Origin of the sequence: Cellulomonas xylanilytica (genome assembly GCF_007989805.1) — a bacterium.
Lineage (GTDB): Bacteria > Actinomycetota > Actinomycetes > Actinomycetales > Cellulomonadaceae > Cellulomonas > Cellulomonas xylanilytica.
The window spans coordinates 1-25,029 of sequence record NZ_BJUB01000012.1; the positions used below are offsets into that span (position 1 = coordinate 1).

Here is a 25,029-nt window from a genome sequence, read left to right on the forward strand (position 1 = left end):
TGCCGTGTTCGGGTTCGGCGTCGGAGCCGTGCCCGGCGGCGCGGCCGGTGCCATCGCCGGAGCCACGTTCGGGCTGAAGATCCTCGGCGTCGGGTTCACCCTGGTCTCCGTCGGCGACTTCCTCGACGTCGTGGCCGACTGGGGCGAAGGCAAGATCGACGGCCAAGACCTCGTCAAGCAAGGCACCCTCGAGCTCGCCCTGGCCATCACCTCCCTGATCGGCGTCGGCGTCGTCGGGAAGATCCTGCAGAAGACCCTCCAGCACCTGCCGGCCTCGTGGCGCAGCAAGCTCGACGAGTGGCTCAAGCCGCTGACCGGCAAGGGGCCCGGCACCGACGCCGAGCAGTACGGACCGCTGCGCAACGGCGGCGCGTCAGGCCCGGGCTGGTCGCGCCAGCCCGACGTCGAGCCGGACCCGCTCTACGGGCAGACCCGGCTCGACTTCGGCCCGCTCAACAGCCGGAGCCAGGTGCCGACGACCATCGACCCCGACATCCAGCGGCTCGGCGGCGACCTGTCCGACCCGTGGGGCATCGACCCCGTCACCGGCCTGCCGTTCACCCAGCGCGAGTGGGAACGACGCTTCGTCGACGGCAGCGGCTGGCCGCGCTGGCCCCCGAACCGCGGCGCCGTGCCGGGGTCGCGCATCGAGTTCACGGACGCCGACCGGTTCATGGAGGTCTACGGCGACCAGTTCGACCGCATCGGCCCGGAGTCGGGCGACTTCCTCGGCGTCCCCCCGGGAGCGACGTTCGGCGAGCGAGCCCTGCCGCCCGGGCACCTGAACCGCCCGGTGCACGACTACTCGTTCAGCGGGCACCTTCCTCCCGGTGTGACGATCGAGGTCTCGGAGATCGCGCCGGCCTTCGGCCGCCCCGGAGGGGGCATCCAGGTGCGCTTCATGAACGGCGACACGGCGCTCACCGTCGACGAGATGCTGCCCGCCGCACCCGGTTCGACCAATCCCTTTGGGGGCATCCTGCAATGACAGGCTTGGCGTTTCACGAGGAGGTCGTGCGCTTTCTCGACGGCGCACGGATCGACGTGCAGGTCCCGTCGGGGCCGTGGGCGGCGCTGATCACCGACGGCGAGGTCGGGTACGCCGTATCCCTGGACGGCACGGTTCTCGTCGCGGAGTGGCGATCGCGCGGAGCGCTGTCCGGCGTGCGCATCCGGACCCCACGCCTGGACGTGCTCGAGCGGTTCGTCGTGATGACCTTCGCGAGCGACTGGCGCGGCCTGAACGGTCTGCCCCGGATCTCGACGTGGGGCGGACCCGCCTTCACGCCGGAGGGAGTCAGCGTCGTCCCGCACGACGGCGCCTTCGCCGTGACCGTCGTCGGGGAGCCGGAACCCGTCGCGTGGGGGATGAAGGAGGTCGAGGCCGCACGCCTCGCCCGGGTCGTCACCGCTCCCCTCGCCGAGATCACGACGTCGATCATGCAGGCCGACGGCGGACCCCTCTTCCGCGAGGACCGCAGCATCTGACGCTGCTCCGGTCGACGAGATCAGACCTCCACACGGAGCGCCCGCAGGACTCGTCCGCGTCCCGCTGCGCTGGTCCGGTTGTGGATGGAGCCGACGTTCGGGTTCTCCGGTTCGACCCGGCAGCCGCCAACGCCACTCATATCCCGTGGCCGCACGAGATCCCCGTCCCGTGGAGCACACCATGACAGTTCCGAGCACCACCTTGGTCCAGCTCGTGCGCGAGCTGACAACGTCCGACCCGTCGGGCCGCGGACTGGCGGCCGACGGCATCACCGATCTTGTGGGCGCGCTCGACGCCGGCCAGGCGCTCGTCGTGGCCCAGCTCATCGTGTGGCTGGCCGTCGACGAGGACGATGCCGTCGCGTTGGAGTCGCAGCTGAACGCGTTGGCGGAACTGGCCGCGAACGACCTCCTGCCGGCCGGCATCGCGGCGGAGGTCCGCGCCGTCCCTGAGTCGCGCCTGCAGGGCTCGTCGCTCGAGCACTACGAGTACCTGATGTCCGTGGTCGACGGGCCCGACCCTGCAACACCCTGATCCGGTGGCACTACGCCGGTCGACGTGGACGAGCTGGCGGTCGCTGTCGCACACGTCGAGCGCCCTGTCGGACGACTCGGCGCTGATCCCGGGACCAGCCGGCGGTGCCGGGAGCAAGTTCACCCAGACGTGCGGGGGTGGCTGCGCCGGACGGGTGGTTTCTCAGTCCGCCAGGGTCACGGTGCAGCGGACGTCGCCCAGCTCGAGCGTCGTGCCCGGGGCTATCTCGTGGCGGCTGCCGGGGTCGAGGCGCACGGGAGGCTCGGACAGGACGCGCGTGCCGTTGGTGGAGCGGCAGTCGGTGACGAACAGGCGGCCGTGGTCGTCGACGTCGATGAACGCGTGTGTCTTCGAGACCTGCATCCCCGGGCTGGCCACGCGCACCGGGTGCCGGCCGTCGGCGGGCGCCGGGTCGCGGCCGAGGGAGACGCCGTCGGGTGCGGTGACGCTGGCCTGCGTGCTGAAGGTCAGGTGCAGCGAGCGGGCGCGGACGGCCGGGGCGGCACGACGTGCACGGGTGGGGCGTGGGGCCACCGGCTCAGGGTCGAGCCCCACGTCCAGCAGGCTCTCGAAGGATGCAGGGCCGGACGCGCCGGAGCCCACCACGGCGGGCACGGGCGTCACGGGGACCACGGGAGGGGGCGCCGCGTCCACGAGCGTGGCGCGCAGCCGCTCGATGAGCTCGTCGTCGGGGTGGACGAGGGTGTCGGCGTCGAGCACGGCGACGGGGACCAGCTCGACCCGGAGCGGCTCGAGGACCCCGCAGGAGGCGCAGGTCGTCGTGGTGACCTGCTGCGGGACGTCGCACCGGCGGCACGGGGACGCCTCGACAGGCGGCTCGGCGACGGCGTCGACCGTCCCGTCGTCGTGCGCCCCCCGGACCGTGCCGTCGGGGCTCACGGCGAGCTGCTGGGTGCCGAGGGAGTCGGTGATCTCGAGGCGGACGGGGCGGTGCACGGTGGTGGCGACGGCGACGCAGCGCGCGAGGACGCCGGCGCGGAGCCGCGCGACGGACGCCGCGGAGCACGCGTGGTCCACGTCGTTCACGCTGAGCGTCCCCGTGGCGTCGGTCCGCAGGTCGGCGCGGACGCGCGGCCACCGCGCGAGGACCTCGGGTCGCGTCCCCGTCACGGTGCACTCCCGTCGAGGAGCGCCGGGACCGGGCCGTGCGGCGTGCGCGGGTCCTGCCGGGTGGCTGCGGACATCGTGCTCTCCTGTCGTGCGTGCGTGGGCGTGGTGCCGGACCGGTCGTCCCCAGGGCGCCACCCGCGCGCGGGGAGCCAGGACCGCTCGTCGACGCCCGATCGTAACCGTGCCCTCCGCTCCCTGGCGCCCGAGGTGCCCGACTTCGCCCGGGTCCCACGCCCAGGTTCGCCTATAGTCGTGCGGACCTTGGTCTGAGGCTGGACGAGCGTGAGGTACGGACCCCCGAGCATGACGGTGAACACGAGCACGAGCGCGCCCGACGGCGCCCAGGACCGGCGGCGCGCCCGCGAGGACCGCGGCCTCAAGCCCGCGAGCGCAGCGGCCCGCACGGACCGGCTGCCCCCGGCGCCGCGCGAACGCCGGCCACTTCTGGCCGCCTTCGCGGTGCTGCTCATCGTCGGCGGCGCCGCCGCTGCGGGCCTCCTCGCGGTGCGCTCCGACACCCGGGTCCCGGTGCTGATCGCGGCGCGGGACATCGCGGTCGGCCAGGAGATCACCGCGGACGACGTGTCCACCACGCAGGTCGCGTCCGAGGGCACGCTGCTGATCCCCGCGTCGCAGGAGGACCTGGTCGTCGGGCAGTTCGCGGACATCACCGTGACCAAGGGCCAGCTGCTCGACACGACCATGCTGACCACGACCCGCACGCTGCAGGAGGGCAAGGTCGCCGTCGGCGCCTCGCTCGCCGAGGGTCGTGCGCCGGCCTCGGGACTGGTCGCCGGCGACATCGTGCAGCTCGTCCGGGTCACGGAGGGCAAGGGCACGGTGATGGTGCCGAACGCCCTGGTCAGCTCGACGTCCGGGACCGACGAGGAGTCCACCACCGGCTCGGGCGCGACGACCGTGACGTTCATCGTCGACGCGGGCGAGGGCGCGGCCATCGCCGGTGTCGCGGCCGAGGGGCAGCTCTCCGCCGTGCTCGTCACCCGCGGGGCGCCCCTCGACGGGGAGGGCTGACGTGCTGGTCGCGTTCGGCTCCGCCAAGGGTGCACCGGGCGTCACGACGACCGCGCGCGTGATGGCGAGCGTCTGGCCCGCCGAGGTCGTCCTGGTCGACGCCGACCCGGCAGGCGGCGACGTGTCGCTGCTGGCCCGGACCCCGGACCGTACGGCGCTCGACCCCGAGCGGGGGCTGCTCTCGCTCGCGGCTGACGCCCGCCGCGGGCTGGTCCAGGGCGGTGTCGGTGAGCACCTCCAGCAGATCGAGGGCGGCCTGGACGTGCTGTGCGGGGTCTCGACGCCCGAGCAGATGACCGGGATCGCCTCGGTGTGGCCGGCGCTCGCCGGTGAGCTGGCGACCGTGCGCGGCACCGACGTGATCGTCGACTGCGGTCGCGTGGCCGCGTCGAGCCCCGTGCTCCCGGTCGCACTGTCGGCGGACGTGCTCGTGCTCGTCGCCCGGCCGCGGCTCGAGTCCTTCGCCCACCTGCGCGAGCGGCTGCGCTGGCTCGCGCACCTCCAGGACACCACCGCGCGCGTGCCGGCGGTCGGGGTCGTCCTCGTGGCCGACGACCGCGACAAGCGCTCGCTCAGCGACCTCGGGCAGCTCCTCGCCCACGAGCGCCTCCCGGCGACCGTGCTCGGGCAGGTCGCGCTCGACGAGAAGGCCGCCGACGTCGTCGCGGGCCGGCTCGAGCGCCCGATCGTCCGCTCCCTGCTCGTCCGCTCCGTCCGGCAGCTCGTCGAGCCGGTGGCCGCCCTCGCCGCCAGCCGCGGCGCCGTCCGCAGACCCGCCTGAAGGAGGGGATCATGGCTGTTGACCAGGGACTCGTCCGACGCCTCCGCGAGGAGGTCGCGGACATCCTCGCGCGGCAGCGCCGCGACGACGCCGCCAGCGGGCTCCCCGCGATGTCCGGAGAGGACGAGCGGCAGTTCGCCCGGGCCGTCATCAACCGCGTGCTCGACGGGTACGCCCGCGACGAGGTCAGCGCGGGACGCACGCCGCCGTCACCCGTCGACGAGGAGGACGTCGCCGCCGGCATCCACGCGGCGCTGTTCGGCGTCGGCCGGCTGCAGCCGCTGCTCGACGACCGCGAGGTCGAGAACATCGACATCAACGGGTACGACAACGTCTTCGTCCAGTACGCCGACGGCCGCGAGGCCCGCATGCCTCCGGTGGCGGACTCCGACGACGAGCTCATCGAGCTGGTGCAGATCCTCGGTGCGTACTCGGGCCTGTCGAGCCGCCCGTTCGACTCCGCCAACCCGCAGCTCGACATCCGCCTGCCCGACGGCAGCCGCATGTCCGCGGTCATGGACGTGTGCGCGCGGCCGTCGATCTCGATCCGTCGTGCCCGGCTGTCGCGCGTCCACCTCGACGACATGGTGCGCTTCGGCTCGATGACCAACGAGGTGGCCGCGTTCCTGTCCGCCGCCGTCGCCGCGCGCAAGAACATCATGATCGCGGGGGCCACCAACGCCGGGAAGACCACCCTGCTGCGGGCGCTGGCCAACGAGATCCGGCCGCACGAGCGCCTCATCACGGTCGAGCGCGCCCTGGAGCTGGGGCTCGGCGAGTTCCCGGACCTGCACCCGAACGTCGTGTCCTTCGAGGAGCGCCTGCCCAACTCCGAGGGCAACGGCATGATCTCGATGGCCGCGCTCGTGCGGCGCAGCCTGCGCATGAACCCCAGCCGCGTGATCGTCGGCGAGGTGCTCGGCGACGAGATCGTCACCATGCTGAACGCGATGAGCCAGGGCAACGACGGCTCGTTGTCGACGATCCACGCGAACAGCTCGATCGAGGTGTTCAACCGCATCTCGACGTACGCGATCCAGTCCACGGAACGGCTGCCGGTCGAGGCGACGATGATGCTCATCGCGGGCGCCATCGACTTCGTCGTGTTCGTGCAGAAGCAGAACGACTTCCACAGCGGGGGCCGCCTGCGCCGGTTCGTCGCGAGCATCCGTGAGGTCAACGGCATCGACGGACGCGTGCTGTCGAGCGAGATCTTCGCGTCCGGACCCGACGGCGTCGCCGTGCCTGCCGCGCCGATCGCCTGCATCGACGACCTCGCCGCCGTCGGGTACCAGCCCGGCTTCGCGTACTCGCAGGGGATCTGATGTCTCCGTCGACGCTCTTCATCGTCCTGCTCGGCGGCCTCGTGGGCGTCGGGGTCGTGGTGCTCCTCGTGGCGATGCGTCCGCGTCCCGAGGAGCACGGCGTCGTCAAGCACGGCGGCCCGTCGCTCGTCCAGCGGATCGGTCGCCGCGGTCTGCTCGCGGCGGGCGTCGCGCTGGTCGTCCTGCTGATCACCCAGTGGCCCGTCGCGGCGCTCGGCGCGGCCGCGGTCGTGCTGTCGTGGGACTCGCTCTTCGGCGGCGCCCGGGCCGAGCGGCAGGCGATGGCACGCATCGAGGGCCTCGCGTCGTGGACGGAGTCGCTGCGCGACACCATCGCCGGTGCCGTGGGTCTGGAGCAGGCGATCCCCGCGACCGTCTACGCCTCGTCCCCGGCGATCCAGCCGCAGCTGCGGCTGCTCGTCGACCGCCTGCGCGTCCGCGTGCCGCTCCCCACGGCGTTGCAGCGCCTGGCGGACGACCTCGACGACCCGAGCGCGGACCTGATCGTCGCGTCGCTCATCCTCAACGCCCGCCTGCGCGGTCCCGGCCTGCGCCAGGTCCTCACCTCGCTGTCGGAGTCCGCTCGCGCGGAGCTGGACATGCGTCAGCGCGTGGCAGCCGGCCGCAGCTCGACCCGGCGGTCCGCGCAGATCGTCATGCTCTTCTCGCTGGGCGTGATCCTGCTCATCTCCATCGCCAGCCCGGACTACGTCGCCCCGTACTCGTCGCCCACCGGACAGCTCGTGCTGTTCATCGTGATCGGCCTGTTCGGCGCGGGGTTCTGGTGGATGAAGCGCCTGTCGGGCGTCGACGTGCCGGAGCGCTTCCTCGTCGCGACGCCCGAACGGATGGCGATGTCGACGCCCACCCGGACCCCGGACCGCGCACCGGCGCCCGCGCCCGGCACCATCGCGACGGCACCACTGTCTCCGCCGGCGTCCGCGCTGCGCCCGTCGACGGAGAAGCCGCTGTGACCGGCGTCCTGGTCGCGGGCGCCATCATCGGGCTCGGCCTGCTCATCCTTGTGCTCGTGCTCATCCCGCCGGCCTCGCACGCCGGCAGCGCGCTCGCACGGCTCGACCAGGAGCGGCTCCAGGGCCGCGCCCGGGCGGCTGTCCTCGGCCTCGACTCGAACGGGTCCCAGACGCCGGCGTGGCAGCAGTCGATCGGACGCCGTGCGACGAGCGGGGTCACCGCGGCCGGCTTCGAGCTGCGGCCGCTGCGGTCCGACCTGGCGATCGTCGGCCTCACCCTCGACGCGTTCCTGGCGCGGTCGGTGATCGCCGGGGTGGTCGGCCTCCTCGTGCCGCTCGTGCTCGGCGCCGTCGCGACGGTCCTCCGGCTCGACGTGAACCTGTCCATCCCGCTGATCCTGTCGCTCGTCATCGCGCTGATCGCCATGTTCGTGCCGTGGATGGCGCTGCGGTCCGCCGCTGCGGAGCGTCGGCGCGACTTCCGGCACGTCGTCGGGTCGTTCCTCGACCTCGTCGCGATGAGCCTCGCGGGCGGGCGCGGCGTCCCCGAGGCGCTGCAGGGGGCGTCGGAGCTCAGCGACGGCTGGGCGATGGTCCGGATCCGCAACGCGCTCGGGGAGGCCCGCCTGCGCGGTGCGACCCCCTGGGCGGCGCTCGGCGCGCTCGGTGAGGAGCTGCAGGTCGACGAGCTGCGCGACCTCGCCGCGGCCCTGGCGCTCGTCGCCGAGGACGGTGCCAAGGTGCGCGACTCGCTCTCGGCGCGCGCGGGGTCGATGCGGCGCCGCGAGCTGGCCGAGGCGGAGGGCAAGGCCGGCGAGAGCTCGGAGTCGATGCTCGTCGCGCAGCTGCTCCTCGCGGTCGGGTTCCTCGTGTTCCTGGTGTACCCAGCGATCGTGACAGTCATGATGCCCGGGTAATATCTGCCCGGCTCAGCCGGAACTCATCAGCTCGTGCCCGACGACGGAAGGACCGGAAGACCCCATGAACTTCTCCCCCACCAGCCCGATGGTCTACCTCGGGACGGAGCTGCGCCGCCGCTGGGCGCGCGTGCGCGCGACCGAGGACCTCGGCGCCTCCGCCATCGAGTGGGTCATCATCACGGGGATCCTCGTGGCGATCGCGGTGGCGATCGGCGCCGTGATCTTCAACCTCATCAACAACGAGGCGAACTCGATCGTCATCCCGGACGCCCCCGGGCCGTGATCACGTCCCGCCGTCGCCGCATGAGGGAGGCCCTCCGTCGCGCCGCGGAGCGCGTCCGGCGCGACGACGGTGCGAGCTCGATCGAGCTCGTCCTCTACACGCCGGTCCTCATGCTGGTCATCTTCCTGACCATCCAGTTCGCGCTGACCTGGTACGGCAACGAGGTCGCGGGGGCCGTCGCCCGCGAGACCGCGCGGGTGGTCCGCGTGGGCGGCGGCACGCCGCAGTCGGTGGCTGACGCGCGCACGCACGCGCGGAACTACACCGCGGCCGTCGGCGGGACGTCGTTCCGTGACCTGCAGGTCCAGATCACGCAGCCCGACGACCAGACGGTGCGGGTGACCGTCTCCGGCCGGGCGCTCGAGATCGTCGACGGGTTCGCACCGCGGGTGTCCGCCACGGTGCAGGGGCCGATCGAGCAGTTCCGCCCCGACGCGTGAGCGCCGGGCACCAGGGAGGAGCCGAGGTGAGCAGCAAGGCCGAGCACGAGCGGGACCGCGGGTCGATGGCGGTCGAGATCGTCGTGCTCGTCCCCGTGCTCCTCGGGATGCTCTTCCTCATCGTGGCGTTCGGCCGCTACGTCGCGGCGGAGGGCGACACCGAGGCGATGGCGCGCGACGCGGTCCGGGCGGCGACGCTCGAACGCGACCGCGACAGCGCGGTGGACGCCGCCCGGGCCGCCGCGGCGGCGACGGTCCCCTCGACGATGACGTGCCAGCCTGCCGAGCTCCGGGGGGCGTTCGCGCAGGGTGCGATGCTGACGGTCGACGTGAGCTGCACGATCTCCTGGGCGGAGCTCGGTTTCATCGGCCTGCCGGGAACGGCCCGGGTCGAGGGCTCGAGCTCCGCGCCGCTCGACCAGTACCGCAGGACAGGAGGAGGACCGTGAGCCGTCGCATGCTCGACGCCGTCCGCGCGCGCCTGCGGCGCACGTCCCGGGACGGCGGCTCCGCCTCGGTCTTCGTCGTCGGCATGGTCGTCGTGCTGTTCGCGCTCGCCGGCCTCGTGGCCGACGGCGGTCGGGCGCTCAACGCGCGCGTCGAGATCATGGACGACGCCGAGCAGGCGGCGCGGACCGGCGCCAACCAGATCGACGACGCCACCCTGCGCTCGTCGGGCGTCGCGCGCATCGACCCCGCGGCCGCACGGACGCAGGCGACGGCGTTCCTCACCGCCCGCGGCTACTCCGCCGGGCGGATCACCGTCACGTCCGACGCCGGCACGGTCAGCGTCGTCGTGAACGACACGGTCCCCACGTCCCTGCTGCAGCTCGCCTTCATCGACAGCTTCGAGATCGAGGGCTCGGCGACCGCCCGGGCCGCCCTCGGCATCAACCAAGAGATCACAGGAGCGCCATGACACGCGAACCCGCGAGCGGGCCCCTCGACCGCGAGATCGGTCCCGGCCGCTTCCAGCAGCCCGACGGCCCCGAGGACTCGCGCAACCGCGCCGCGGCCCTCGGCGCCGGGCTCCTGCTCCTGCTCCTGGTCGTGGGCATCCCCGTCGCGCTGGTGTCGCTCGGTGGCGTGCCGCAGATCCCGACGTCGCTGCCGAGCCGTGACCAGCTGACGGCGACGCTCGACATCACGCAGGTCCTGGCGGTCCTCGTCTGGGTCGTGTGGCTCGCGTGGCTGCAGTTCACGGTGTGCGTCGCCGTGGAGTTCCGCTCGGCGCTGTCCGGTGTCGGGCTGCCACGACGCGTGCCGCTCGCGGGACCCAGCCAGCGTCTCGCACGCGTCCTCGTCGTCAGCGTGCTGCTCATCTCGACCGCCGCCGGTCAGGCGTCCGCCGCCGTCGCGTCCGTCCTTCCCGAGCACGGTCCGTCGTCCGCGTCGAGCATCTCCGTCTCGGTCGACGGCGGGGCCGCGACGCCCACGCCCGTCGTGGACACCGCTGCTGCCACCGCCGCCGCCACGGAGCAGGCGGCCGTCCAGGGCGAGACGACGTACTGGCTCGGGGACATGCAGCTCAGCCCCGAGGAGGGCATGGAGCTCGCCGGCCAGCGCGTCTACGTCGTCCAGCCGCCCGACGGCCGCTACCACGACAACCTCTGGGACATCGCCGAGCGGTCCCTCGGTGACGGCCGGCGGTACCACGAGGTCTTCGAGCTCAACAAGCACCGCGACCAGCCCGACGGGCACGCGCTGACCCTCGAGCGCCTCATCTACCCGAACTGGCTGCTCGTCATGCCCGAGGACGCGGTCGGCGTCGAGCGCGTCACGGCGATCGTCACGCCCGTGGCCGCCGTGGAGCCGGCCCCGGTGATCGAGACGCCCGTGGCCGCGACCGACGTGGCCGCCGCTGCCGAGACGTCGGTCCCCGGCAGCGGTGCCGTCGTCCAGGCGGAGAGCCAGGACGGGATCGGGACCGCGGGTCTGGTCGGTGCCGGTCTGCTGGCCGCCGGCCTGCTCGTCGCGGTGGACCAGCTCCGTCGCCGGCGCCGCACGGACGAGCCGTCCCCGGACGCGGTCGAGGTCGAGGTGGCCCTGCGGATCGGTGCGGACCCGCAGCGCGCGATCCTGCTGGACCGCGGTCTGCGTCAGCTGGCCGAGGGGCTGCGCGCGGCCGGGCACGAGCTGCCCGGGGTCTTCGGCGCGGTGGTCGACGACACCGGCGTCGAGCTCCGGCTCAGCCCCCCGTCGACGGCCGCTCCTGCGCCGTGGCGGGTGCTCGGCACGGGCGCCGCGTGGCGCCTCGACGCCGCGGACGTCGACCTCGACGCCCGCACCGGCACCGCACCGTTCCCCGGTCTCGTGTCGCTCGGACGCGACGCCGACGACCGCGACGTCCTCATCGACCTCGAGGCGGCGCAGGGTCCCATCGCGATCGTCGGGGACCTCGACGTGGCGCGCGAGGTCGCCAGCGCCTGGGCGGCGGAGCTCGTGACCAACCGGTGGTCGGACGGGCTGCACGTGACCGGAGTGGACCTGCCGGACGGCCTGGACGCGCTGCCCGGCGGGCGCTACGACACCGCGGCGTCCGCGGCGGACGTCCTGCCGCGGCTGCGCGAGCGTCGTGCCGACGTCCTCGGGTCCAGCGTGCTCACCGGCCGCCTGCGCAGCGGGGGCGCCGGGACCTGGGTGCCGGAGTACCTCGTGCTCGGCTCCACCCCTGTCGGGTCCGCCGCGCAGCAGCTGGTCGAGCTGACCGCGACGAGCCAGCGGTCCCCGCTCGGCGTCGTGTGCGTCGGCGCCCTGCCGGGCGCCCGGTGGCAGCTGGTCGCGGAGGCCGACGGGCGCCTCAGCGCGCGCGTGCTCGACCTGGACGTGCGCGCCAACCGGCTCACGTCGCGGCAGGTCACGGCCCTCGGGGAGCTGCTCACCGAGGCACCGGAGCCGGCGCGTGCGGTCGACGAGAAGCGTGCCGCCATCGAGCACGAGGGCGCCGTCGAGCGCCCGCCCGTGGTCGCCCCTGCGCGCACCGTGGAGCCCGCCGACCTCGAGGCCGCCCTCGTGCGGGTCCTCGTGCTCGGTGAGCCGCGCGTCGAGACCCCGCGCACGATCGAAGACAGCCGCCGGGCTCTGGCGACGGAGCTCGTCGTGTACCTCGCGCTCCACCCGGAGGGTGCCCACGCGAACGTGCTGGCGGCCGCCCTGTGGCCGCGGGGTGTCACGACGGAGGTGCGCGAGAGCCTGTTCGCGCGCACCGCGGAGTGGCTGGGCACGGACGTCGACGGGAAGCCGAACCTCGTCCGTGGGGACGACGGGCACGTGCGGCTCAGCGAGCACGTCGTCGTGGACTGGGACGTGGTGCGCTCGCTGCTGGCGCGTGCGCGTCGGGCGGCCGACCCTGCCGCCGAGCGCAGCGACCTCGCGGCGGCGCTGCGGCTCGCGCGCGGCGCGGTGCTGTCCGCGCGGCCCGCGGGCCGGTACTCCTGGCTGGCGCGCGTCCGCCTGGAGCGCGCCTCGCAGGCACTCCTGGTCGACACGGTGCACCGGCTGGTCGTGCTGTGCCGGGACGGCGACGACCCGGCGGGTGCGCAGTCGGTCGCCTGGGCCGGGCTCCGGCTCGCGCCCACCGAGGAGCTGCTCTGGCGGGACCTGGTCCGGGCGGCGGCGGCGCTCGGCGGCGCCGACGCGGTGCGTCCGGTGGCGCGCGACCTCGAGGCGACGCTGCACGCCGCGGGGGCGCCCACGGTGTCGCCCGCGACCCGTGCTCTGCTCGAGGAGCTGGCCCCCGGGTACGACGACGCGGTGCTCGGCTCGGCGTGAGCCCCCGGCCGCTGGTGCCACCCACGCGGGTCGCCGCGCGGGTGGTTCCTGTGGATCCGTCTCCCCGGTCCGGGGACGAGCAGGTAGGGTCAACGCGTCGCCACGCCGCCCCGGTGTGGCCTGAGACGAGGAGATCTTCGTGGCCGTTGGTGCAGAGCTCAGTACCCTTCAGAGCCTCTACAAGACGTTCCAGGACAAGGCCCTCCAGGCCGCCGACATCAAGACCGCGGTCGACAGCGGGCTTCAGAGCGCCGTCTGGACGGGTAAGTACTCGGACGACTTCCGGACCGCCTGGCAGGACTACCGGGCCAACCTGGACCGCCTCCAGGAGGCGCTCGACGGCGCAGCGGCCGACGTGCGCACGAACCACAACAACATCGCGCAGGCGACGGGCGAGGCCGACCGTATCTGAGTCCGGTCGGAGCCCGGCCCGTCCTCTGCGAGGGCGGGCCGTCCGTCTGTCCGGAGACCGACGACGAGAGAGCGTGCCGTGCGACTGATCGTGAGCGTCACCGCGGAGCGGGGCGGCGAGCTTGTCGACGTCGTGCTCGACTGCGCCCCCGGCTCGCTCGTGCGCGACGTGGCGCACGCTCTCGCGGAGCGGATCGAGACCACCCAGCAGCGCGTCGTGCCGCGCGGGTCGGGGCACCTCGGCGTCGTCGAGGTCGTCCCGGCCACGCAGGCCGCACCCGCGCTGTGGTGGCACGGGCAGCAGCTCGACCCGGACCAGCCGGTGGAGAGCGCACCGCTGCGGCACGGCGCGGTCGTGGGCCTCGGTGTCGACCCCGGCGACAGCTGGCACGAGCCGGGTGGCTCGTGCGAGGTCCGGCTGGTGTCCGGGGTCGACGCCGGACGCGTGCACCGGCTCGCACTGGGTCGCCACGAGATCGGCAGCGGGCCGGGCGCGTCCGTCCGCGTCGACGGCGCCGACGTCCCCGCGTGCGCCGTGGTCCTCGAGGTCGCGCTCGACGGCACGGTCACGGTCGAGCCGTCGTCCGCGGTGGTCGAGGTCGTGCGACCGGCACCGGTGCGGCGCCGTCCGCTCGAGGGGCCCATCGTCGTGCGCCAGGACGTGCCCGACGCCGCGACGCCCGCCCGTGGCCGCTCGCGCAGCAAGTACGCCCGCAAGCTCCTCGAGGCCCGCCGCGGGCTCGAGGGGATCAGCGAGATCGACCCCGAGCAGGACCGGCCGCTCGTGCACGTCGACCGGGAGCCCCTGACCGAGCGGCGCCCGTGGGCACCGGGGCAGTCGCTCGTCGTCGGCGACGTGGTGCTGGAGGTCGCCGGGGTCAGCGCCCCGGACGCGTCGCTGTCGCTCAGCCCGATCGGCGCGACGCTGGACTACAACCGCCCGCCGCGCCTCCTGCCGCCGCCGCGGACCACCGACTTCCGCCTGCCCAGCGAGCCACGCACTCCTGACAAGCAGCGGTTCCCGCTCGCGATGATGATCATGCCGCTGATCATGGGCGCCGGGATGTACTGGTTCACGCGGTCGCCGTACGCCCTGCTCATCATGGCGCTGTCGCCGGCGATGGCGGCGTCGAACTTCTTCTCCTCGCGCGGCCAGGGCCGCAACCAGCACCTCGAGGCCGTCCGGACGTTCGTGCAGCGCACCGCGCGCATCGAGCAGCAGGCCTACGACGCGCTGACGGCCGAGAGCGCCGCACGTCGCGCCGAGCTCCCCGACCCCGGGTCGGTGCTGCTGTTCGCGACCGGTCCGCGCGCCCGGCTCTGGGAGCGGCGACGGACCGACCCCGACTGGATGCTGGCCCGGGTGGGCACCGCGGACGTCCCGAGCGAGGTGTCGCTGAACGACCCGGCGCGCGAGGACCACGAGAAGGTCCAGCACTGGACCGCGTCCGACGTCCCCGTGGCCGTTCCGCTGGCCCGGGCGGGGGTGACCGGCGTCGCCGGGACGGGCGAGGCGCGTCGGCAGGTGGCGGCGTGGATGCTCGCGCAGGTGGTGACCGCGCACTCGCCGGCGGACGTGAGCGTGGTGCTGCTCGCGGACCAGGACGGCGACGACGCGTGGTCGTGGGTGCGCTGGCTGCCGCACGCGCGCCGCGAGTCCGGGCCGGTCGTGGCGGTCGGCAACGACGACGAGACGACGTCGCGCCGGATCTCGGAGCTCCTCGACCTGGTCGAGCGTCGTCGCGAGGCGGCGAGCAACGGGCCGCGGATGGGCGGCGGGGCGTTCGGTGGCGGCGGTGGCCTGCTCCCGCCCCCGGTGCTCGTGGTGCTCGACGGCGCCCGCCGGATCCGCCTCCTCCCGGGCCTGGTCACGCTCCTGCGCGAGGGGCCCGGTGTCGGCGTGTACTTCCTGTGCGTCGACGAGCAGGAGCGCCAGCTGCCCGAGGAGTGCCAGGCGGTGGTCCTGGTCGACGGTGCCGGCTCGACGGTGTCGGTGACCGGGGAGCAGCCGGTCGACGGGGTGCGCGCGGACCTGGTGCCGCGCGGCTGGTTCGAGCAGCTCGGCCGGTCGCTCGCGCCGGTCCGGGACATCAGCTCGGAGGACCTGGCCAGCACCCTGACGTCGACGTCCCGGCTGCTCGACGTGCTCGAGCTGGACCCGCCGGACGCGCGCTCGATCGCGCTCGGCTGGGCGCAGGGCGGCGGACGCACGACGAAGGCCGTCATCGGCGAGTCCACGGACGGCCCGTTCACGGTGGACCTTCGCGCCGACGGACCCCACGGCCTCGTCGCCGGCACCACCGGCTCCGGCAAGTCCGAGCTGCTGCAGACGCTGATCGCGTCGCTCGCCGTGGCCAACCGCCCGGACGAGATGACGTTCGTGCTCATCGACTACAAGGGCGGGGCGGCGTTCAAGGACTGCAGCAAGCTGCCCCACACGGTCGGCATGGTCACGGACCTCGACGCGCACCTGACGACGCGCGCGCTCGAGAGCCTCGCCGCGGAGCTGCGGCGGCGCGAGCACCAGCTGGCGGACGCGGGCGCCAAGGACATCGAGGACTACCTCGCCGGGCGTGAGCCCGGTGACCCGCCGATGCCCCGGCTGACCATCGTGATCGACGAGTTCGCCGCGCTCGTCGCGGAGCTGCCCGACTTCGTCACCGGCCTGGTCGACATCGCCCGGCGCGGACGTTCGCTCGGTGTGCACCTCCTGCTCGCCACGCAGCGGCCCGCGGGTGTGGTGAGCGCCGAGATCAAGTCGAACACCAACCTGCGCATCGCGCTGCGGGTCACCGACCGCAACGACAGCCAGGACGTCATCGAGTCGGGTGACGCCGCGGAGATCCCCCCGAGCCTGCCCGGTCGCGCGTACGCCCGGCTCGGGCACTCCAGCCTCGTGGCGTTCCAGTCGTCGCGCGTCGGCGGCCGACCGCCGACCGCGACGGGCGGCGGAGCCGTGCACCTCGAGCGCCTCACCTGGTCGGCCGCGGGTCGTCCGCTGTCCGCACCGCGCAGCCGGGGCGAGGAGGACGTCGACACGCCCACGGACCTCGCGGCCCTGGTGACCGCCGTCGGCTCGGCAGCCGAGCTGGCCCAGGTCGCGGCACCGCCGCCGCCGTGGCTGCCTGCGCTCTCGACGGAGATCACCCTCGACGACGTGCTCGCGCAGGGCGGCCCCGCGCTCGACCGCTCGCCGTTCGCGCTGCCCTACGGGATCGTCGACCTGCCGGCGCAGCAGCGTCGGGACGTCGCGGTGCACGACCTGGAGACCGCCGGGAACCTCGCGGTGGTCGGTGCGCCGCGGTCGGGCCGGTCGACCGTGCTGCGGACGTTCGCGGCCGGCGTCGCCACCCGCCTGTCGCCGCGCGACGTGCACGTCTACGGCCTCGACTTCGGCAACAACGCGCTGCTGCCCCTCGTCGCGCTCCCGCACACGGGGGCGGTGGTCACGCGCGACCAGCCGGATCGCGTCGCCCGCCTGACGCGGCGGCTGCGCTCCGAGATCTCCCGCCGCCAGCAGCTCCTCGCGGAGCAGGCGTTCGCGGACGTGACCGAGCAGCGCGCCGGCACGGGTCCGGCCCGGCGGCTGCCGTACCTGCTGGTGCTGCTCGACCGGTGGGAGGGCTTCATCCAGGCGTTCGAGGACTACGACGCCGGCGTGCTCATCGACATGTGGACGCAGATCCTCCAGGAGGGGCCCGGCGCGGGGATCAAGGTCGTGCTCACGGGCGACCGGAGCCTGCTGGTCGGACGCGTCTCCACGCTGACCGAGGACCGCGTGATGCTGCCGATGTCCGACCCGGGCGACTACGCCGCGGTCGGGATGTCGCCGCGCGAGGTCCCCGAGAAGCTGCCCGAGGGGCGCGCGTTCCGGTCGCAGGGCCGCCAGGAGCTCCAGGTGGCGCTGCTCGACCCCGACCCGTCGGGTCCCGCCCAGGTCGCCGCGCTGCAGCGGATCGCGCGGGCCGCGGTCGAGCGTCACGACGCCGGGGACGGCACCCGTCCGGAGCCGTCGCAGGTGCCGTTCCGCGTCGACCCGCTGCCGACCCGCGTCACGCTCGAGGAGGCCCGTGCCCTCGGCGGTGCTCCGCTGGGCCGGACGGCCGTCCCGGCGGGCGTCGGCGGCGACACCCTCGGGCTGTTCGGGCTGGACGCCGAGGAGCACGGCCCTGGGCTGCTCGCGGTGGGCCCACGGCGGTCGGGTCGCAGCACGGTGCTGCTGACGATGGGCACCTCGGCGCTCGAGCGCGGGTGGTCGGTCGGTCTCGTGACGCCGCGCCGCAGCCCGCTGCGCGACCTCGCCGAACGACCGGGCGTCGTCGGGACCTTGTCGATGGAGTCGACCCGGGAGGAGATCGCCGCGTTCATGGAGGCGCTCGTCCCGACGGACGACGTGCCGACGCTGATGCTCGTCGACGACCTGGAGCTCGTCGGCACCGACGGCCCGCTCGCGGACGCGATCGTGGCGCACCTGGGCAACCTGCGGGACCGCCCCGGCCTCATCGTCGGCGCCGGGACCACCGACGAGCTGACCAGCGCGTACCGCGGCCCGGCCGCGACCATCAAGAAGTCCCGCAGCGGCCTGCTGCTGTCCCCGGCGACGCCGAACGACGGCGACCTGCTCGGGGTGCGGCTCCCCCGCTCGGCGCTCGGCGGCGCGAACCCGGGGCGGGGCCTGCTCGTCACGGGCGGTGCGTGGCAGCTGGTGCAGGTCCCGGTGCCCTGACCAGGCACGGCTGGCATCATGTGGTTTCGGCAACGTCGAAGGGGGTCCTCCGGTGGGTCTGGCAGAGCAGCAGGAACAGCTGGGCGTGGTCGTGCGCCGCTTCGCCGAGATCGCGCCGCAGGGGTGGGCCCGGCTCGTCGGCAGCTGGGAGGCCACCCCGGACGAGTCCGGTGACGTGACGCTCAACTGGATCACCACCGCCGTCGTGCACGGTGGCGACCGCTGGCTGTACGGCCAGGTCGGCTACGACGAGCCGCTGTACGACGCGGTGGCCCGGCTGAACGACCTCTCCGCCGAGGAGGGGCCGGACCGGCGGTGGACCACCCTGGAGCTCCTCGTCGACCCGGACGGCACGATCAAGGTCGAGCTCGGCTACGACGAGCCGAAGCGCAGCCAGGGCATCCTCGACGAGCAGTCGCACGGCCGCTTCGAGCGGTACCTCGACACCTGGGTCGCAGAGCACGGGGCGGTGCCCACGACCCCTGCCCCGCAGGCGTAGGGCCGGCCGTGACGGAGGAGGCCGCCCCGATCCCCAACCCGTACCTCGCGGCGATCAGGCAGCACCGCGGGCAGGCGGTGCCGGTCGCGGCCGACCTGCGCGACGACCTCGACGCGGTGGTCCGGGCGATGGACGCCGGAGCCTGGCTCAGCCCCGTGGCCGACGCGTTCTACGTCGACCTGACCGGGCACAAGCAGGCGCTGACCACGGCGGCGGACGGCGCGATCGCCACGTACGACTCCGCGGTCCGAGGGCAGCCCGAGCAGGTCGAGCCCGGTGCGTGGCAGACGCGGTGGAGGAACCTGCGGTGAGCGTGGCGTCGATCGACCTCGCCCAGATGGCGGCGCTCGTGCGCGCGCTCGAGAGCGCGGCGACCGACGTGTCGTCGCACCGGTCGTCGCTGCGGTCGGGCCTGGAGACCGTCATGCTCTCCGCGGAGGACCTGGCGCGGCTCGACGCCGTCAGTGCCTGGATCGAGGGCCAGCTCCCCGGCCTGCGGCGGCGGCTCGCGCTGGCCCGGCACATCGAGACGCAGGTGCCCGGGTTCCAGGGGTACGTGCAGCTGGACGAGTCCACGGTGCCGACGACGACGCCGGCCGAGGCGAAGGACCGCGCGGACCGCGCGGCGGAGCTGATCGAGGAGTACGGGTCCGACGAGGACCTCCCCCAGGAGCTCGTCGACCTCCTGGCCGAGAACGGCACCGACCCGTACTTCGCCTACGAGCTCGCGCTGCAGGTCTCGCCCGAGGAGGTCGCGGACCTCGTGATCGACGCGTCGAACACGCGGCGGAGCCTGGTCCGGAACGGCTCGCTCGGCGGGGACATCGAGGACGTCGAGAAGTTCGACGGGCAGTACGAGGCGCTCCTCGACGGCCTCGGCACGACGTTCGGCACCGCCACGCAGGGCACGGGCGACCACGCGCTGCCCCCGGGCTACGCGACGTCCTGGTCGGACGCGATCACCGACGAGAACCCCGAGACCCTCGGCCAGGCCAGCGCGCTCGGCCTGGTGATCTCCCGCGGGTCGTTCTCGACGCCCTTCCTGACCACCGTCGCCACCGACGTGCACGACTACGAGCGCAGCGTCGACACCCGGGACATGTGGTACAACCGGGCCCACTCGATGAGCGAGGGGTTCGGGGCCATCGACCCCGTGCACGGCGAGGACGAGGGCGCACCGACCGGGTACACCGAGTACTACGACCCGCTCGCCGGCATCATGGCGGCGGTCGGCCGGAACCCGGACGCTGCCCACCAGCTGTTCGGCACCGGCCCCACGGTCACCATCGAGGGCGGTGGCAAGTCCGCCACGACGAACGCGTTCCTCGAGTACGTCCTGGTGAAGCGGCGCTGGCCCGTGGACGACGGCGCGGGCTCGAACGCGGCCATCGCGGCGGCGATCACCCCGTTCGAGGGCGGCGACACGATCAGCGCCGCGATCGCGACGGACGCACGCGAGATCTTCGACATCAAGGCCGCGGAGGTCGAGGAGGCGCGGGAGAACCAGAACCCGTTCTCCGAGATCGGTCACCTGGTGCTCGACGGGCTCGGCCTCGTCCCCCTGATCGGCGAACCGGTCGATGCGATCAACGCCGTCTGGTACGCGGCCGAGGGCAACACCGTCGACGCGGCGCTGTCCGGCGCGGCGCTCATCCCCTTCCTCGGGTGGGGCGCCACCGGCGGCAAGTGGACCAAGCGGGCGCTCAGCGCCGACGAGATCGCGATCCTGGTCTCGCGGGGCGTCGACATCGAGAAGCTCCAGTCGTACGACGCGGCCATCGACCTCGTGGCGCGTGCCGACGGGCTGCCCATGCCGCACCTGACCTTCACCGACATCGACGCGTTCAACCGAGCCGCTAACGTCCCGCACCCGAACGCCGTCTACGAGTTCAGGGGCATGGCCTGGGAGACCGACCACCTCGGACGGACCCGCAGCGTCAGCGGGCAGGTCAACCTGGGCGACGGCGGTCGCAACAGCACCCTGACGGCGGCGATCGGCAACGAGGGCCTCGACACCGACATCGGCTTCCACCTCATCGCGGACTCGCTCGGCGGAGCGACGAACCGCCTCAACGTGCTCCCCGGCAACGGCAAGCCCTACGACGGCCTCGTGAACCTCAACCAGGGCCAGTGGGCGAGCATGGAGCGCTCTATCCGCAAGGCGCTCCGTGGCGAGACGCCGGGCAACGTCGAGATCCACATCCAGCCGAAGTACCGGGCCGGTAACGACACGACACGACCGGACGTCTTCGACGTCGAGGTCAACATCGACGGTGAAGTCTTCACCTACCAATGGAGAAACGATGCCCAGCCACGACCCCCGCGATGACGGCTCCACGGCGGTCACGCTGACGGACGAGCAGTCGGCGCTCCTCGCTTCCATCGTCAGGAGCTGGGCCGCCGCGGCGCCCGCCGGCTGGCTGCGCGTGGTCACGCGCGAGGAGTGCTCGGTCGCGCCGGAGAGCGACGGCATCGGGAGCGTCCGGATCGTCGTGGTCGAGACGCCGGACGGCCTGGAGCAGGAGACCTTCCGCCCGTCCGACGAGCTGTACTTCGAGACGAGCGACCTGTTGCGCGAGCTCGCGGCAGGCTCCCCCACACAGACGATCGTGCTGGACGTCGTGATCGACCGTGACGGCCGCACCGAGGCGACCGTCGTCGTCGACACGCCTCGGGTGCTGGTCGGGATCCGCGACGAGACGTCCTCGAAGCCGGTCCATCAGTACCTCGAGCGGAACCGCGCCGAGCTGACCGCGCTGCTCGGCTGATCGTCAGTCCGCCGTGACCTCGGTGACCTGGCCGTCCTCGACGTGCCAGCGGCGGGTCAGGCGGACGGTCTCCAGCATCCGGCGGTCGTGCGTGACCAGCAGGATCGTCCCGTCGAAGCTGTCGAGGGCCGACTCCAGCTGCTCGATCGCGGGCAGGTCCAGGTGGTTGGTCGGCTCGTCGAGGACGAGCAGGTTCACGCCGCGAGCCTGCAGCAGAGCGAGGGCTGCCCGGGTCCGCTCGCCGGGCGACTGCGACGCCGCCGGCCGGTGGATGTGGTGCCCGCCCAGACCGAACTTGGCCAGCAGCGTGCGGACGTCGGCCGTCGGCCAGTCGGGCACCTCGCGCGAGAACGCGTCGACGAGCGGCTCGTCGCCCTCGAACGCGCGCCGCGCCTGGTCGACCTCGCCGACGAGCACCCCCGACCCGAGGTCGACCGCGCCGGACGTCGGCTCCAGGCGACCGAGCAGCAGGGCCAGCAGGGTCGACTTCCCCGAGCCGTTCGGTCCGGTGACGGCGACCCGGTCGCGCCAGTCGAGCTGGAGGTCGACGGGTCCGAGCGTGAACTCCCCACGGGTCAGGACGGCGTGCCGGGCGACCGCGACGACGGCACCGGACCGGCCCGCGGTCGCGATGCTCATCTGCAGCTGCCACTCCTTGCGCGGCTCGTCCACCACGTCGAGCCGCTCGATCAGCTTCTCCGTCTGCCGGGCCTTCGCCGCCTGCTTCTCCGACGTCTGACCGCGGAAGTACTTGATGTGCTTGTCGTTGTCGGACGCCTTGCGACGAGCGTTCCGCACGCCCTTCTCCATCCACGCCCGCTGCATCCGAGCCCGGGCGTTGAGGGCGTCACGACGGGCCGCGTACCCCTCGTAGGCCTCGCGGGCCTGGCGACGGGCGATCGAGCGCTCGTCGAGGTACGAGTCGTAGCTGCCGCCGTAGGTGGTGACGCGCTGCAGGCTGCGGTCGATCTCGACGACGGCCGTGACGGTGCGGCTGAGGAACTCGCGGTCGTGGCTGACGACGACGATCGCCGCCTCCGACCGGTCGACGAACTCCTCTAGCAGGTCCAGGCCCGCGGCGTCGAGGTCGTTGGTCGGCTCGTCGAGGAGGTAGAGGTCGTACCGCGAGAGCAGCAGCGCCGCCAGGCCCACCCGCGCAGCCTGACCGCCCGACAGCGCGGTCATCGGGTGGTCGAGGTCGACGGTGAGGCCGAGGTCGTCGGCCACCGTCCCGAGCCGCGACTCCAGGTCGGCGCCACCGAGCGCGAGCCAGCGCTCGAGCGCCTCGGAGTACGCGTCGTCGGCCCCGTCCTGGCCGGCGCCCAGCGCGTCCGCCGCCTGGTCCAGAGCGAGCTGGGCGGGCGTCACGCCGGTGCGCCGGCCGAGGTGGTCGCGGACCGACTCGCCCTCGACCCGCTCGATCTCCTGCGCCAGGTAGCCCAGCTGTGCGTGCGCGGGCGACACGGCGACGCTGCCGGAGTCGGGCTGGCGCCGGCCGCCGAGGATCTGGAGCAGCGTGGACTTGCCCGCGCCGTTGGGGCCGACGAGGCCGATGACGTCACCGGGCGCGACGACGAGGTCGACACCGGAGAACAGCTCGCGATCGCCGAACCCGGCCCCCACGTTCTTGGCCTGGACGGTTGCGCTCATGCGGTCATTCTCCTTGCTCGGCGGACGTGCGAGGGTACGCAGCCGATCCCGCCGAGCGCCCCTTGTTTCCGCCCCAACGCCCGCCCGCCGCCCGGGTCCTCCCTGGGCGGCGGGGGCGGCGTCGGCAATCGCTACGCGCGGAGCGCCGCACGCAGCCCGTCGACCAGCAGGGTGGTCGGCCGACCGATGAGGGTCCGCAGGTCGGCGGTCGCGTCGGCCAGGTCGCCCCGGCGGATGTCGGCGTCGAGCGTCGCGACGAACCCCGCGGTGCCCTCGTCAAGCCCGGCGTCGACGAGGATCGCGCGGTGCTCGTCGGAGGAGACCTGCTGGGCCACCACGGGGACACCCAGGACGGTCGACGCGGCCTCGGCGAGCTCGTCGAACGACCACGCCACGTCACCCGAGAGCTCGTAGGTGCGGCCGTCGTGGTCGCCGCCCAGCAGCACGGCGGCTGCCCCGGCGGCGAAGTCGTCGCGCGTGGCGGAGGCGATGCGCCCGTCGCCCGTGCTCGTCAGCAGGACGCCCGTGGAGCGCGCCTGCTCGACGGCCCCGACGTAGTTCTCCGTGTACCAGTTGTTCCGCAGGACGGTCCACGCCAGGCCCGACGCGGTCAGCAGCTCCTCGGTGGCCTTGTGCTCCGGCGCCAGGACGAGCGACGTCGTGTCGGCGTGCGGTGCACTCGTGTAGACGACGCGCCGGACCCCTGCGGCCTTCGCCGCGTCGATGACCCTGCCGTGCTGCGCGACCCGCTTGCCCACCTCGTTGCCCGAGATCAGCAGCACTGTCTCCGCACCCGCGAACGCCGCCTCCAGCGACGCCGGGTCGTCGTAGTCGATCACGGCGGTGCGGACCCCGTCGGCGAACCCCTCGGGACGCCGCGCGGCGGCGACGACCTGGTCCGCGGGCAGCCCACCCTCGAGGAGGTGCTGGACGACGAGACGACCGAGCTGGCCGGTGGCACCGGTGACGACGACGGACATGGGTGGTTCCTCTCGCAGGCGTTGCTTGTCGTCCGGCCCAACCCGTCGCCCATCCAGGACCTTCCCTCCGGCCGGTACCCACTTTCGCGTAAGGTACGCACGTGACGGTAAGCAACGAGGTCAGCGTCCTGGACCGGCTCCTCACCGACGGAGTTCTCGCCGCCGCGTGCCCGTCGCGGACCGTCCTCGACCACGTCACCAGCAAGTGGGGCGTCCTGCTGCTGGTCGCCCTGTCCGAGCGCACCAGGCGCTGGGGCGAGCTCCGGCGGATCGTCGAGGGCATCAGCGAGAAGATGCTCGCCCAGACCCTGCGCGTCCTCGAGGCCGACGGGATCGTGCACCGCGAGGTCACCGGCAGCGTCCCCCCACGCGTCGACTACTCCCTCACCGCGCGAGGCGGGGAGCTCGTCACCCGGCTCCTGCCGCTCATGGAGTGGATCGTGGACAACGCCGACGACATCGTCGCCCGGCCCTCCCTGTCACAGGAGTTGTCCACAGACGCGTGACCACCCGTGACGGGCGCTGTCCGTTTTCGGTACGTTCGCCCGCATGCCTTGGTGGAGCAGTCGTCGCAGTGCCCTGCTCGTCGTCGCCACGACCGCGCTCGCCCTGACCGCAGCCGGCTGCACCGACGGCACCCCGGTCGCAGTCGAGACGACGACCCGGCCGACGGCCTCCCCCTCATCGACTCCGTCACCAACACCCACCGTTACGGCTCCCGTCGACGTGACCGTGAAGCCGACCCGACCGGCGGCGATGGACGAGCCGCCGAGCGTTGAGGGTGCGGTGGCGGTCTCGGAGTACTTCCTGCTCCTGTACCCCTATCTCTACGCAACCGGCGATGTCACCGACTGGTCGCTGCTAAGCCACTCCGAATGCACCTTCTGCGCAAACGCTGAAACGAACGCAGAGTCGATGTCCGTACTCGGACAGCGCAGCGAGGGTGGCGCGTTCACCCTCATCGAGAGTTCGGGGTCGGAGGTCACTCCTGGCGCTTGGTACGCGGTCAAGGTCGATCTGGTGCAGGAACCCTCTGTGAGTGTCAACGCGACCGGCAGCGTCGTCGAAGAGTTTCCCGAGACGAAGCGTGTGCACGTCGATCTCGCGGTCGTCTGGGAGGGCGGAGAATGGGCGGTCCGTGAGGCTACGCCGACTGAAGCGCCTGCAGCATGAGGGCACGGTTTGGGTGCGGCGCCATCGTGGCATTGCTGCTGATCATGGGATCGGTTCCTGGTGCACATGCCGTTGACATCGTCGCCGATGCGGCCGAGAGCGCACTGGAGCTCTCCGCGTTTCAAGGGGAACGGGCACTTCG

Annotated in this window: 24 protein-coding genes; 21 read left to right on the plus strand and 3 right to left on the minus strand. The window is 73.3% G+C overall.

The window, feature by feature from the left end:
• From CXY01_RS17080 to CXY01_RS17090, 3 genes are all read left to right on the plus strand, one after another.
• Positions 1-988, plus strand: a 988-nt coding sequence (locus CXY01_RS17080) for a TNT domain-containing protein (protein WP_146929727.1), incomplete at its 5' end; no start/stop codon positions are given.
• 5 nt (positions 989-993) lie between these two features.
• A complete protein-coding gene (locus CXY01_RS17085; protein ID WP_146929730.1) occupies positions 994-1,488 on the plus strand; it encodes an Imm61 family immunity protein in 495 nt (164 codons plus the stop codon).
• Between the two features lie 181 nt (positions 1,489-1,669).
• A complete protein-coding gene (locus tag CXY01_RS17090; protein ID WP_146929734.1) occupies positions 1,670-2,023 on the plus strand; it encodes a hypothetical protein in 354 nt (117 codons plus the stop codon).
• A gap of 162 nt (positions 2,024-2,185) precedes the next feature.
• On the opposite strand, the gene CXY01_RS17095 is transcribed toward CXY01_RS17090, so the two are convergent.
• Positions 2,186-3,154 (minus strand): FHA domain-containing protein, encoded by a 969-nt coding sequence (locus CXY01_RS17095; RefSeq protein WP_146929738.1) that lies wholly within the window; start codon positions 3,152-3,154, stop codon positions 2,186-2,188.
• Positions 3,155-3,457: 303 nt separating this feature from the next.
• Here CXY01_RS17095 and CXY01_RS17100 point away from each other — a divergent pair, with 303 nt between their 5' ends.
• From CXY01_RS17100 to CXY01_RS17175, 16 genes are all read left to right on the plus strand, one after another.
• On the plus strand, positions 3,458-4,186 hold the full coding sequence (locus CXY01_RS17100; protein ID WP_146929741.1) for an SAF domain-containing protein: 729 nt from the start codon (positions 3,458-3,460) through the stop codon (positions 4,184-4,186).
• A 1-nt stretch (position 4,187) separates the two neighbouring features.
• A complete protein-coding gene (locus tag CXY01_RS17105; protein ID WP_146929744.1) occupies positions 4,188-4,967 on the plus strand; it encodes a CpaE/TadZ family protein in 780 nt (259 codons plus the stop codon).
• 11 nt (positions 4,968-4,978) lie between these two features.
• Entirely contained in the window at positions 4,979-6,292 is a 1,314-nt protein-coding gene (locus CXY01_RS17110; RefSeq protein ID WP_146929747.1) for a TadA family conjugal transfer-associated ATPase, read from the plus strand.
• Entirely contained in the window at positions 6,292-7,266 is a 975-nt protein-coding gene (locus CXY01_RS17115) for a type II secretion system F family protein (protein WP_146929750.1), read from the plus strand. Before CXY01_RS17110 ends, CXY01_RS17115 begins: the two co-directional genes overlap by 1 nt.
• Positions 7,263-8,183 (plus strand): type II secretion system F family protein, encoded by a 921-nt coding sequence (locus CXY01_RS17120; RefSeq protein ID WP_146929753.1) that lies wholly within the window; start codon positions 7,263-7,265, stop codon positions 8,181-8,183. Before CXY01_RS17115 ends, CXY01_RS17120 begins: the two co-directional genes overlap by 4 nt.
• Before the next feature lie 64 nt (positions 8,184-8,247).
• Positions 8,248-8,469 (plus strand): hypothetical protein, encoded by a 222-nt coding sequence (locus CXY01_RS17125; protein ID WP_246125454.1) that lies wholly within the window; start codon positions 8,248-8,250, stop codon positions 8,467-8,469.
• Between the two features lie 20 nt (positions 8,470-8,489).
• Entirely contained in the window at positions 8,490-8,909 is a 420-nt protein-coding gene (locus CXY01_RS17130; RefSeq protein WP_146929756.1) for a TadE family protein, read from the plus strand.
• A gap of 26 nt (positions 8,910-8,935) precedes the next feature.
• Positions 8,936-9,358: a TadE/TadG family type IV pilus assembly protein gene (locus CXY01_RS17135; RefSeq protein WP_222594577.1), complete on the plus strand. Its 423-nt coding sequence runs from the start codon at positions 8,936-8,938 to the stop codon at positions 9,356-9,358.
• Positions 9,355-9,828 carry a pilus assembly protein TadG-related protein gene (locus tag CXY01_RS17140; protein ID WP_146929759.1) on the plus strand — a complete coding sequence of 158 codons (474 nt, stop codon included), beginning with the start codon at positions 9,355-9,357 and terminating at the stop codon, positions 9,826-9,828. The genes CXY01_RS17135 and CXY01_RS17140 overlap by 4 nt, the downstream gene beginning before the upstream one ends.
• On the plus strand, positions 9,825-12,680 hold the full coding sequence (locus CXY01_RS17145) for a LysM peptidoglycan-binding domain-containing protein (protein ID WP_146929762.1): 2,856 nt from the start codon (positions 9,825-9,827) through the stop codon (positions 12,678-12,680). The genes CXY01_RS17140 and CXY01_RS17145 overlap by 4 nt, the downstream gene beginning before the upstream one ends.
• 139 nt (positions 12,681-12,819) lie before the next feature.
• Positions 12,820-13,092 (plus strand): WXG100 family type VII secretion target, encoded by a 273-nt coding sequence (locus tag CXY01_RS17150; RefSeq protein ID WP_056588984.1) that lies wholly within the window; start codon positions 12,820-12,822, stop codon positions 13,090-13,092.
• Positions 13,093-13,170: 78 nt separating this feature from the next.
• A complete protein-coding gene (locus CXY01_RS17155; RefSeq protein ID WP_146929765.1) occupies positions 13,171-17,817 on the plus strand; it encodes an FtsK/SpoIIIE domain-containing protein in 4,647 nt (1,548 codons plus the stop codon).
• Between the two features lie 52 nt (positions 17,818-17,869).
• A complete protein-coding gene (locus CXY01_RS17160) occupies positions 17,870-18,316 on the plus strand; it encodes a hypothetical protein (protein ID WP_146929768.1) in 447 nt (148 codons plus the stop codon).
• Positions 18,317-18,324: 8 nt separating this feature from the next.
• The gene (locus CXY01_RS17165) at positions 18,325-18,627 is read left to right on the plus strand and encodes a hypothetical protein (RefSeq protein WP_146929770.1); all 303 of its coding nucleotides are present in this window, start codon (positions 18,325-18,327) and stop codon (positions 18,625-18,627) included.
• On the plus strand, positions 18,624-20,645 hold the full coding sequence (locus CXY01_RS17170) for a DNA/RNA non-specific endonuclease (RefSeq protein ID WP_146929773.1): 2,022 nt from the start codon (positions 18,624-18,626) through the stop codon (positions 20,643-20,645). Before CXY01_RS17165 ends, CXY01_RS17170 begins: the two co-directional genes overlap by 4 nt.
• A complete protein-coding gene (locus CXY01_RS17175) occupies positions 20,620-21,084 on the plus strand; it encodes a hypothetical protein (RefSeq protein WP_146929776.1) in 465 nt (154 codons plus the stop codon). The genes CXY01_RS17170 and CXY01_RS17175 overlap by 26 nt, the downstream gene beginning before the upstream one ends.
• Before the next feature lie 3 nt (positions 21,085-21,087).
• Here the strand turns inward: CXY01_RS17175 and CXY01_RS17180 are convergent, their stop codons facing one another.
• Together CXY01_RS17180 and CXY01_RS17185 are read right to left on the minus strand one after the other, a co-directional pair.
• Positions 21,088-22,734 (minus strand): ABC-F family ATP-binding cassette domain-containing protein, encoded by a 1,647-nt coding sequence (locus tag CXY01_RS17180; protein WP_146929779.1) that lies wholly within the window; start codon positions 22,732-22,734, stop codon positions 21,088-21,090.
• A 131-nt stretch (positions 22,735-22,865) separates the two neighbouring features.
• On the minus strand, positions 22,866-23,714 hold the full coding sequence (locus CXY01_RS17185) for an SDR family oxidoreductase (protein WP_146929782.1): 849 nt from the start codon (positions 23,712-23,714) through the stop codon (positions 22,866-22,868).
• Between the two features lie 101 nt (positions 23,715-23,815).
• Between CXY01_RS17185 and CXY01_RS17190 the strand changes: the two genes are divergently transcribed.
• Together CXY01_RS17190 and CXY01_RS17195 are read left to right on the plus strand one after the other, a co-directional pair.
• Positions 23,816-24,220, plus strand: a complete 405-nt coding sequence (locus tag CXY01_RS17190) for a winged helix-turn-helix transcriptional regulator (RefSeq protein ID WP_146929785.1) — start codon at positions 23,816-23,818, stop codon at positions 24,218-24,220.
• 43 nt (positions 24,221-24,263) lie between these two features.
• Positions 24,264-24,887 (plus strand): DUF6318 family protein, encoded by a 624-nt coding sequence (locus tag CXY01_RS17195; protein ID WP_146929789.1) that lies wholly within the window; start codon positions 24,264-24,266, stop codon positions 24,885-24,887.
• Positions 24,888-25,029: the final 142 nt, after the last annotated feature.

Coding starts and splice junctions, on each gene's coding strand:
- CXY01_RS17090 (WP_146929734.1), top strand. CDS start 1,670: ATGACAGTTCCGAGCACCACCTTGGTCCAGCTCGTGCGCGAGCTGACA.
- CXY01_RS17195 (WP_146929789.1), top strand. CDS start 24,264: ATGCCTTGGTGGAGCAGTCGTCGCAGTGCCCTGCTCGTCGTCGCCACG.
- CXY01_RS17100 (WP_146929741.1), top strand. CDS start 3,458: ATGACGGTGAACACGAGCACGAGCGCGCCCGACGGCGCCCAGGACCGG.
- CXY01_RS17185 (WP_146929782.1), bottom strand. CDS start 23,714: ATGTCCGTCGTCGTCACCGGTGCCACCGGCCAGCTCGGTCGTCTCGTC.
- CXY01_RS17110 (WP_146929747.1), top strand. CDS start 4,979: ATGGCTGTTGACCAGGGACTCGTCCGACGCCTCCGCGAGGAGGTCGCG.
- CXY01_RS17180 (WP_146929779.1), bottom strand. CDS start 22,734: ATGAGCGCAACCGTCCAGGCCAAGAACGTGGGGGCCGGGTTCGGCGAT.
- CXY01_RS17175 (WP_146929776.1), top strand. CDS start 20,620: ATGCCCAGCCACGACCCCCGCGATGACGGCTCCACGGCGGTCACGCTG.
- CXY01_RS17130 (WP_146929756.1), top strand. CDS start 8,490: ATGAGGGAGGCCCTCCGTCGCGCCGCGGAGCGCGTCCGGCGCGACGAC.
- CXY01_RS17115 (WP_146929750.1), top strand. CDS start 6,292: ATGTCTCCGTCGACGCTCTTCATCGTCCTGCTCGGCGGCCTCGTGGGC.
- CXY01_RS17145 (WP_146929762.1), top strand. CDS start 9,825: ATGACACGCGAACCCGCGAGCGGGCCCCTCGACCGCGAGATCGGTCCC.
- CXY01_RS17125 (WP_246125454.1), top strand. CDS start 8,248: ATGAACTTCTCCCCCACCAGCCCGATGGTCTACCTCGGGACGGAGCTG.